Raw genomic sequence first — 388 nt, forward strand, 5'->3', positions numbered from 1 at the left:
CGTTTCTGATTTTGCAGATGCAAGTGTAAGTTTTGATAATTTCGAGATTGTTGAAATTCCGTCTTGTCCACAACCTACTTCATTGACGGTGGAATTAGTTGATATGACAACTGCTATAGTGGAATGGACTGAGTATGGTACAGCTACTTCATGGAATATCGAGATCGTAAATGTTGATCTTGGTGAAACACCAGCTGGTGTTTCACCAAGATCAACATTTACGATCTCGATATTCCATGAAGTAGCTGTACCATACTCAGTCCATTCCACTATAGCAGTTGTCATATCAACTAATTCCACCGTCAATGAAGTAGGTTGTGGACAAGACGGAATTTCAACAATCTCGAAATTATCAAAACTTACACTTGCATCTGCAAAATCAGAAACG

Annotated in this window: 1 protein-coding gene; it reads left to right on the top strand. The window is 38.7% G+C overall.

Going from position 1 to position 388, the window contains the following annotated elements:
• Positions 1 to 388, top strand: a 388-nt coding sequence (locus ZA07_RS16370; RefSeq protein WP_197276741.1) for a hypothetical protein, incomplete at both ends; no start/stop codon positions are given.

It is taken from the genome of Mangrovimonas sp. ST2L15, assembly GCF_001280515.1.
GTDB classification, from domain to species: domain Bacteria; phylum Bacteroidota; class Bacteroidia; order Flavobacteriales; family Flavobacteriaceae; genus Mangrovimonas; species Mangrovimonas futianensis.